Here is an 8,340-nt window from a genome sequence, read left to right as displayed (position 1 = left end):
GGCCGGCTGAAGGACTGGAGACGCGTTGCCACCCGATACGACAGATGCCCGGAAACCTTCTTCTCCGCTATCGCCCTCGCAGCAACCGTCATGTTCTGGCTCTGAAACTCAATGAGTCTGGAGCCTAGAGCAGGCTGACGGGAAAATCCGTACCGTTGGTGGGTAGAGTATCGAAAAATGGCGAGGCCGCGACAGAGAACGACCCTCCTGCCCCAACGACACACGGAGCCTGACCTCTTCGTGTGCGATATCCTTGACGCGACTCCCAAGAGCGATCGCGCGTCCATGGAGCACCCCCTGTTCTCCTTGTCCGTCAAGAAAGATATGGCGCCCTTCCAGTACGAGCATGGTGCCCTGAAGGTGAAGATCACCCCTTCCGCGTTGGAGGGGCGTGCTAACGTGTTTGACCGGGATATTCTGATCTACGTTCTTAGCCAGCTGATGGCTGCCAAGAACGAGGGGCATGAGATCAGTCGTCGCGTCCGCGTATCAGCATATGATCTTCTCAAATCCACGAACCGCCACACGACTGGCCAGGCCTACGGTACGCTAAAGCGAGCCTTAACCCGCCTCCAGTTTACGCAGATCGAGACCAACCTCCACGATCATGGGTTGGGTGAGTGGCGGTCGTTCTCGTTCCTCACCGACACGAAGATCGTGAAGGAGGACGCGACGGGAAGGCTCCTAAGTGTTGAGCTGGAGGTGGGCGACTGGCTCATCAAGGCCATCGAGAACCAGAACGTCCTGACCCTGCATAGGTCATACTTCCAGCTCAGGAAACCGCTTGAGAGGAGGCTTTATGAACTCGCCCGGAAGCATTGCGGGAAGCAGTCCGTCTGGCGGATCGGTTTGGACAAGCTCCAGCACAAGACTGGGTCCACCTCGACGGAGAAAGAGTTCAAGCGCCTGGTGAAGGCGATCTGTCAGACGGACGAGGAGCAGTCCCATATGCCGGATTACAGCTTCCGGCTGATGCACGACGTTCTCGAGGTTTCCCCTAAACCCGATTTCATTGATGCATATGCGGACAAGCCTGCCGTGACGTCAGAGATGACCGTTCGGCTCTCTGGGGACGTCTATGACAAGGCGCGCGAGGCTGCTCCGGGATGGGACGTCTACTTCTTGGAAAGTGAGTGGCGGATGTGGATGGAGGCGCCTCCTCGTGACCCCAACGCTGCGTTCATCGGGTTTTGTCGGAAGTGGTTTGAGAGGCGCGGGCGCCCAACATGATGTACTATTTTAGATTGAAAACCGGTTACTGATTTATTTCCGGTTAAGGAAATAAATCAGGTATAGGAAATGTTTCCGGTTACTGATATAAATCCGGTGTGTTAAACGGAGGACTGTCCAGTGCCCGTCATAGTCATGGCCTCCCCGAAAGGCGGCGTGGGAAAATCAACATGCGCGGTCATCTTGGCGTCCGAGTTCGCCCGCATGGGCGCGGATGTCACCGTGCTCGACTGTGACCCGAACAGGTCCCTGAGCCGGTGGGCGTCACACGGTTTGCCGAAGGGCGTTACCCTTCACGGAGACATCGGCCGGGCCGAGATCGTCCCAACGATCCGGGCCGCGGACGGCGACGGGAAGATCGTGATCGTGGACCTTGAGGGGGTCGCGTCCCAGCTCGTCAGCCGGGCCATCTCCCAGGCGGACCTCGTCATCGTCCCGATGCAGGCGACCGCGCTTGACGCGGAGATCGGATCCGAGGCCCTGGCGCTGGTCCGGGAAGAGGAGGACGCGCTCGGCCGCAAGATCCGGCATGCGGTCGTTCTGACGAAGACGAGCGCCGCGGTGAAGAGCCGGGTCCAGAAAGAGCTTGAGGAGCAGCTCCGGGGAGCCGGGATCGACCTGATTGAGCCCTCCCTGGTGTCCCGGGCGGCTTTCTCGGAGATTTTCGCATACGGGGGCGACCTGACCCGGATGATGAATGATCCCGAGATGATGACCGGGGGGAAGGTTGATAAGGCCCTTGAGAATGCACGACAGTTCACGGAGGCGGTCTATGAGCGGCTCAAATAGGCTCGCGGGCCTGAAGGCCCGGCCCAAGGACACGACCACCGCGGAGGTCCGGCGTGTCGACGAGGTCGGAGAGGCGAGGGGGTTCGTGGACCGGTCCCCGCGGAAGAAGCCGGGACGGAAACCGAGCCCGCGGACATACCAGCTTCACCCTAAAGTTTTCCCAGAGGTGGGTGAGGCGATCGCGGCCGAAGCGGAGCGTCTAGGGATCACCCAGGGTCAGCTGATCGAGCAGATGTGGGTTCTCTATAGAGAACAGGGATGATGCTGATGTCCACCTCAGCCCGGAAAAGAGTGGAGATCTCATGCCACCGAAGTCTGTGAATCTTCAACAAATCTGTGGTTCATGGATACCTCTTGACGACACTTCGGCGTCCGAAGAGCGTGATGACGCTGATCTATGGTTCATGCAGGCGCTGATTTCGGGCAAGGCGATCACAGAATTCGATCGGGCCGAGATCTAAGGTCTTTACGGAGACCAAGGCGCCGTTACGGGAGGTGCGGAGCAGGCTGTGAACCACGAGGTCAGTTATCCCACACCGCGCCAATATCTCCTTCAAAACGTTCACCATTCCCCGAGGTTTTAGACATGCAGCTTTCCACGTTTCAGATCATGAACTACCGCTCCATCCAGGACAGCGGCGAGATTTCAGCCTCCCGGATCACGGCTCTTCTGGGGCGGAACGAAAGCGGCAAGTCGAACCTCCTGCGGGCCCTGACCCATGTGAATCCCGTCGGCGGCCTGCAGCCCCTGAACGGCGTGAAGGACTTCCCACGCAACCGCCGGCTGGAGGAATGCAGCGAGCATACCCCTGTAGCCGTCACGACCTGGGTCCTGAACGAGCATGAGCAGGCTCACATCTCCAAGCTCTGGCCTCGTGCGCGGCCAGATGAACCCATCACGATCAAGCGCTTCTACGGCGCGAAGCGCACCATATTTATTCCACGCGATGATCTGTCTTTCGACACGGTCGCCATCGAGAAAACCGTGGAGAAGATCGGCGCCAGCGTCAAAGCGGCGGCATCCAGGGTCGAAGACGCCGCAGCCAAATTGGCTCTGGAGACGGCCGCCGACACATTCAAGACTGCAGCCGCGCCCCGGGAGCATGCTCAGGACTGGGCAACCGCCGCGATCGCGGCGATCGATACCCTCCGCACGGAACTGGCTAAGGCCGACGAGGATCTCACCGAGAAGCAGGAAGAGGTTCTGACGGGCCTGCAGAAGGGCGCACAGGCGATCGCCGGAGACGAAAAGGCACATGCTGCGGCCCGGACGTGGCTGATGGAGCAGCTGCCGCTGTTCGTCTATTTCGACGACTATCCCGAGATTCCTGGCCACCAGAGCATCCCCATATTTCTGAAGCGCAAGGCGGAAGGCGCGATGGAAAAGGGAGAGGTGAATTTCGAGAAGCTCTGTAAGGTGGCCGGCCTCGATCCAAGCAAGCTGCAGGAGTTGCAGAAGTCGGACACCGAGCAGCGGAACCAGCTCGCGAACAGGGCGAGCGCGGTGGTCTCAGAAGAGCTGCAGAAGCGATGGACCGACCGAAAGGTTAAGGTCCGCTTCAATCTGGACGGCGACGATCTCCAGACCTTCGTGTCGGATACCGCACACACCTTCGACGTGGACGTAAACCTGAGCGAGCGCAGCCGCGGGTTCCAGTGGTTCTTCGGCTTCTATACCGCCTTCGCAGCCGACACAGACAACGGTGACAAGGATACGGCGATCCTGCTGCTCGACGAGCCCGGGCTCTACCTGCACGCCAAGTCTCAGGGAGACCTGCTTACCCACCTCGAGGACGATTTCGAGAACCAGATTCTCTACACCACGCATTCCCCATTCATGGTCCCGACCAGGCACCTCGACTGGGTGCGGACGGTCAACATCGCCGAGGCCGACGGGACCACGGTCACGAACAACCCGTCCGGTGACCGGAAGACCCTGTTCCCCCTCCAGGCAGCCCTTGGCTACGACCTAGCGCAGAGCCTCTTCCTAGGCGGGAGCAACCTGATCGTCGAGGGCGTAACCGATTTCTGGATCCTATCGGCAGTGTCGGAATATCTGGCCTCCCAAGGCCGGAAGAGCCTCGACAAGAGCCTAACGATCACGCCGGCCGGCGGCGCTCAGAAGATCCCCTACATGGCTGCTCTGCTGGCGTCGGAGAACCTGAACGTGTTGGTCCTACTCGACCACGAGAAGGACGCGATCTCGACCCGGGAAGATCTCCTGAAAACGAAGGTCCTCCGGGAGAACAACATCCTATCGATTGGTGATGCCTTCGAGGAGGACGCGCGTCCCAAGGATGCCGACATCGAGGATTTGCTCGACGCCGATGTCTACGAGAAGCTCGTCCGCGACAGCCATGCTCCCGAGATCGGGAAGAAGAAGCTTACCGTAAACGATCGCATCCCGCGGCTTACCAAGCGCATGGAGCAGGCTCTCAAGGGCGTCGAGGTGGAGTTCAGCAAGACCCGTCCTGCCCGGCTGTTTCTCGAGAAGATGGGGCAGTCGCCTGCCGACGTTCTGACCCCGGACGCCCTCGACCGGTTCGAGCGCCTGATCGTGACTATCAACGAGAAGCTGGCGCGTCACATCGCCCGGGATGCGGGCACCTTCCAGTGAGCGTATCGTGTTGGTAGCTGCCACCATGTGCCCGGAACAGGCCGCTTGAAGGTTGACAGGATATACCTAAATGAGTATCAAAACAAAGGACGCTTCACTCAAGCCGTGTCGCTGGGTCGGGAGTTCGCTGAAGGACCTTCAGGACTTCCCAGCCCCGGTCAGGAAAGACATCGGGACCGCCTTGATGTTCGCGCAAGCAGGCCAGAAGGCCGGCAGCGCCAAGCCATACAAGGGCGTCGGTTCCGGCGTCCTGGAGATCGTGGAAGACCATGACGGTGACACCTATCGGTGCGTCTACCTCCTCCGCCTGAAGGGGGTCGTGTATGTTCTGCACGCCTTCCAGAAGAAATCGAAGACGGGCATCAAGACGCCGCCCAAGGACATCGAAATGATCAAGTCTCGGATCAAGCTCGCCGAGGACGATTACAAAAAGAGGCCACTACCATGACGGACGAAATCACAGACAGTTCCGGTAACGTCTTCGCGGATCTTGGCCTCGAGGACGCCGAAGAACTGAGCCTGAAAGCTGCGCTCGCGATCCAGGTCGCCTCCATCATCAAGCATCGTCACCTAACGCAGCGCGATGCCGGAGATCTTCTGGGTATTCCTCAGTCCCATGTCTCCAAGATCATGAACGGCAAGCTCGAAGGCATCACGTCTGACAGGATCCTGCGGATGCTGCTCAAGCTCGGTCGCGACATCGATATCGTGATCAAGAAGAAGAGCCCGAAGGTCGACCAGGGTCGCCTGTCGATCGCAACACCGAAGAAGCGCGTTCCGGTCGCGGCCTAAGAACTGCCACGGGCCTTCACCCGCAGCACGCAGAAGCCGTTCTCAGTATTGTGGAAGGTCACCCACTCCACCAGCCCGGCCAGGACCGCAGTCGTGCTGTCAGGTCCTGCACCCATCACCGCTCAGACCACCCGCCGGATCGTTTTCTCGCTGACCTTGAACAGTGCGGCGATCTCCGGGATGGGCCGGTGCTCCTCGTCGCGCATCCGTTTCACCTCGGCTCTCTGGGCGGGCGATAGGGCAGGGGGTCTGCCCCCGACCCTGCCCCGTTTCCGAGCCGCCTCGAGTCCCTCCTTCGTCCGCTCCACGATCCGCGCCCGCTCAAACTCAGCGATCGATCCAAAAATGTGAAAAACCAACTTCCCGGCGGGGGTGGTCGTGTCAATGTCCTCCCCCAAGGACCGGAAACCGGCACCTTTCCCACGGATCGCTTCTACGATCCCCAAGAGGTCCGGGAGGGACCGGGCCATCCTATCGTACTTGGTCACCGTGACGACATCTCCAGGCCGGAGCTCCGAAAGGAGCCGGTCCAGCTCGGGCCGGGTCCGGGCGGTCCCGGTAATCGTGTCTGCGAAAATCCGTTCCGCCCCGGCGGCGGCGAGGGCGTCTCGTTGGCCGTCGAGGTTCTGGTCCCGGGTCGACACCCGCGCATACCCCAAGATCATGGACAAAACCCTCCCAAAACTATCTAGGTTTTGTCATGGGTTTTTGTCCCGGTCAACCTGTTGAAATCCGGCAGGGCAGGGCGGTCCGGTCAAAAACGACCTATTTTGACCAAGCACGGAGGAGCAGTTGAACACCGGACCGGGGCACGGCAGCTCACCTCATGTGACTGAAATCCCCCGATCAGACGTGTTACAGTAACGCTCCGTTACGGCCCTGTTACGGACCTTTGTAACAGACGTAAATCATTGAAAAGAAAGGAGTGTTTCTATATCTATCTATGGGTGTTACAAAGATAAATATATAAGTACACGCGCACACGCCCATACAGGCACACGCAGGCGCACATAGGCGCACGCCCACAACCCATTTATCCCTGGATTTTCCTGTAATCTGTTACACGATTGATTTTTTAGGGTTTTTCTCGTTACGAGCTTGAAGCGCGTAACAGGGGGACAGAATTGGCCGCCCGTCCGGCTGGTCCCGACATGCCGCGCCCATCTCGCTCCACCCTCGAATCATGCAGGCATGAGGCGCGGCGGCCCGGCCCGGTCTCTTTTGGCTCCCAGCACGGCTCCGGAGCCCCGGAGTTGCGAGATTCCTACGCCGACCTTTTTTCGCACAAGCTAAGCCTCTGGTTCCGAAAGAGAGGCCTGCTTGAGTAGACCGGCTTGTAGGGTTTGCGACGTTTTCGGGCTTCTCCCTATTTTTTATCGTTATAAATCATATCTTTACGCGGATAACCGGGTGGAGTTTGGCGCGTCAATCTGATATACATGCTGGACAACCAACAAGCTGGTCCACACCCCATGTGACCTGTCCGCGTCGCGCGGACAGCTGAGCGCGCTCGGCCGGTAGGAAGTACGGAACGGAGCGCGCACATGAGTTTGATCGCCGTCATCGCCGATCCCCATTTCGATAGTTGGGCCCGGTGGGCTGTGGACCCGCTGACCGCGACAGGGCTCGATATTCACATCAGTCAGCGTGAACCCGACCTCCTTGTGGTGGCCGGAGATCTCTCAAACGACCCCCTCTGGAGCTGGCCCAAGATCCTGGGACGCCTTGGGCGCCTAGTTGCTCCAGAGAAGATCATCGTCGTCCCTGGTAACCATGACTACTACGCGCACCGATTGGATGGCGAACACCTCCTGAGGGAGATGTGCACGGACGCAGGTGTTCGCTTCGGCCAGATGGAAGAAATCCGGATCAACAGGACCCGGGTCCTTTGCTGCACCCTGTGGAGCGATTTCGCATTGAACGGAAATGTCCGTGCGGCGGCCGAGACGGCCGGACGCGCGATGAACGATTATCGGTTCATCCGGATCGGGACGCCATCTGGTCTACCCTATGACCAACAGGATACGCGTCCAATCACCCCAAGAGACACACTGGCGCTACATCTAGAGCAACGCGCTTGGCTGGCCACGGCCTTGCGTGAGCCGCATTTCGCCGGCGAGGGGGGCCGGACGGTTGTCGTGACACATCATGGGCCGAGCCCAGCTACGGTAGCTGGTAAGATCGACGACCTAACGCCGTCATTTCATTCCGATCTTAATGACCTGATCCTCGAAACGGCGCCGACCGTTTGGTTCTTCGGACACTCCCACAGACGATGTCGGGCGCGCGTCGGCCGGACCGAAATCCGGAACATTTCCATAGGGTACCCCAACGAGGTAGGAGACCACACCACAAATTTGCGCGACCTCATCTTCTTCGAGGCGGACTGAGATGGAACCGGAACGCCCCCTCCGGTCAGACCTGCTCCAGCCCGTGCAGTTGCGTCTGGACGGCCTCCACGAGCGCCTGGCGCATCTTGACCGGACCCTGGCGGAGGTGCCGACTGGCTTGTCTGACGACATACAGCGACGGCTTGAGCGCGCTGCACTCTTCCGCGGACTGAACGCGATCCAGCGCAGCTTCGAGGCCATCGCGACGGTGCTGTGCCTCACTCTGGACAGCAGTGTCCCGGACGACGAGGAGAACTGGTATAAGGACGCCCTGGATCAGCTATCCGGATCCGGCTCAGGCCGGATGCCGGTCCTGCCCCCCGCACTGGCGGATCTGCTGCGAGAGGTCGGCGACTATCCGGATTTTGACCCTATCCTTGAGCTCGAGCCGAACCTAGGCTCCAGACCCATTGATTTCGGGCGGTTCGCGTGATTCAGGCCTCGCAAGGAGACCTGACCGATGAGCAACCTCTACTGGCTGTCCGAGGCGCAAATGGAGCGCCTGAAGCCATTCTTTCCGAA

Annotated in this window: 9 protein-coding genes and 1 pseudogene; 8 read left to right on the top strand and 2 right to left on the bottom strand. The window is 59.7% G+C overall.

The features are described from left to right. The 6 genes and pseudogenes from I7S92_RS22790 to I7S92_RS22765 all read left to right on the top strand — a co-directional run. Positions 1-105, top strand: a pseudogene (locus I7S92_RS22790) (IS5/IS1182 family transposase); the annotation flags it as partial. A gap of 72 nt (positions 106-177) precedes the next feature. Further along, positions 178-1,230: a replication initiator protein A gene (locus I7S92_RS22785; RefSeq protein ID WP_197647794.1), complete on the top strand. Its 1,053-nt coding sequence runs from the start codon at positions 178-180 to the stop codon at positions 1,228-1,230. A gap of 120 nt (positions 1,231-1,350) precedes the next feature. Continuing rightward, entirely contained in the window at positions 1,351-2,019 is a 669-nt protein-coding gene (locus I7S92_RS22780) for a ParA family protein (protein WP_197647793.1), read from the top strand. A 586-nt stretch (positions 2,020-2,605) separates the two neighbouring features. Continuing rightward, on the top strand, positions 2,606-4,636 hold the full coding sequence (locus tag I7S92_RS22775; protein ID WP_197647792.1) for an AAA family ATPase: 2,031 nt from the start codon (positions 2,606-2,608) through the stop codon (positions 4,634-4,636). A 70-nt stretch (positions 4,637-4,706) separates the two neighbouring features. Further along, the gene (locus I7S92_RS22770; RefSeq protein ID WP_197647791.1) at positions 4,707-5,084 is read left to right on the top strand and encodes a type II toxin-antitoxin system RelE/ParE family toxin; all 378 of its coding nucleotides are present in this window, start codon (positions 4,707-4,709) and stop codon (positions 5,082-5,084) included. Continuing rightward, a complete protein-coding gene (locus I7S92_RS22765; RefSeq protein WP_197647790.1) occupies positions 5,081-5,428 on the top strand; it encodes a helix-turn-helix domain-containing protein in 348 nt (115 codons plus the stop codon). Before I7S92_RS22770 ends, I7S92_RS22765 begins: the two co-directional genes overlap by 4 nt. Here I7S92_RS22765 and I7S92_RS23600 read toward each other — a convergent pair. Then, positions 5,425-5,544: a YrrC family ATP-dependent DNA helicase gene (locus I7S92_RS23600; RefSeq protein ID WP_435532925.1), complete on the bottom strand. Its 120-nt coding sequence runs from the start codon at positions 5,542-5,544 to the stop codon at positions 5,425-5,427. The two genes, I7S92_RS22765 and I7S92_RS23600, sit on opposite strands and share 4 nt — an antisense overlap. 6 nt (positions 5,545-5,550) lie before the next feature. Further along, positions 5,551-6,093 (bottom strand): recombinase family protein, encoded by a 543-nt coding sequence (locus tag I7S92_RS22760; protein WP_197647789.1) that lies wholly within the window; start codon positions 6,091-6,093, stop codon positions 5,551-5,553. A gap of 879 nt (positions 6,094-6,972) precedes the next feature. On the opposite strand from I7S92_RS22760, the gene I7S92_RS22755 reads away from it, so the two are divergent. Together I7S92_RS22755 and I7S92_RS22750 are read left to right on the top strand one after the other, a co-directional pair. Continuing rightward, entirely contained in the window at positions 6,973-7,818 is an 846-nt protein-coding gene (locus tag I7S92_RS22755; protein ID WP_197647788.1) for a metallophosphoesterase, read from the top strand. 1 nt (position 7,819) lies between these two features. Next, positions 7,820-8,251, top strand: coding sequence for a hypothetical protein (locus I7S92_RS22750; RefSeq protein WP_197647787.1), 432 nt, complete (start codon positions 7,820-7,822; stop codon positions 8,249-8,251). Positions 8,252-8,340: the final 89 nt, after the last annotated feature.

The sequence above is a fragment of the Tabrizicola soli genome, assembly GCF_015999335.1.
In the GTDB taxonomy this organism is placed as follows: domain Bacteria; phylum Pseudomonadota; class Alphaproteobacteria; order Rhodobacterales; family Rhodobacteraceae; genus Tabrizicola; species Tabrizicola soli.
Note: the sequence above shows the minus strand (reverse complement) of the source record. Positions and strands in the feature narration are given on the sequence as shown.

What these genes read in the sequence shown, in the direction of transcription:
- I7S92_RS22785 (WP_197647794.1), top strand. Translation starts at nt 178, where the DNA reads ATGGCGAGGCCGCGACAGAGAACGACCCTCCTGCCCCAACGACACACG.
- I7S92_RS22775 (WP_197647792.1), top strand. Translation starts at nt 2,606, where the DNA reads ATGCAGCTTTCCACGTTTCAGATCATGAACTACCGCTCCATCCAGGAC.
- I7S92_RS22770 (WP_197647791.1), top strand. Translation starts at nt 4,707, where the DNA reads ATGAGTATCAAAACAAAGGACGCTTCACTCAAGCCGTGTCGCTGGGTC.
- I7S92_RS22765 (WP_197647790.1), top strand. Translation starts at nt 5,081, where the DNA reads ATGACGGACGAAATCACAGACAGTTCCGGTAACGTCTTCGCGGATCTT.
- I7S92_RS23600 (WP_435532925.1), bottom strand. Translation starts at nt 5,544, where the DNA reads ATGGGTGCAGGACCTGACAGCACGACTGCGGTCCTGGCCGGGCTGGTG.
- I7S92_RS22760 (WP_197647789.1), bottom strand. Translation starts at nt 6,093, where the DNA reads ATGATCTTGGGGTATGCGCGGGTGTCGACCCGGGACCAGAACCTCGAC.
- I7S92_RS22755 (WP_197647788.1), top strand. Translation starts at nt 6,973, where the DNA reads ATGAGTTTGATCGCCGTCATCGCCGATCCCCATTTCGATAGTTGGGCC.
- I7S92_RS22750 (WP_197647787.1), top strand. Translation starts at nt 7,820, where the DNA reads ATGGAACCGGAACGCCCCCTCCGGTCAGACCTGCTCCAGCCCGTGCAG.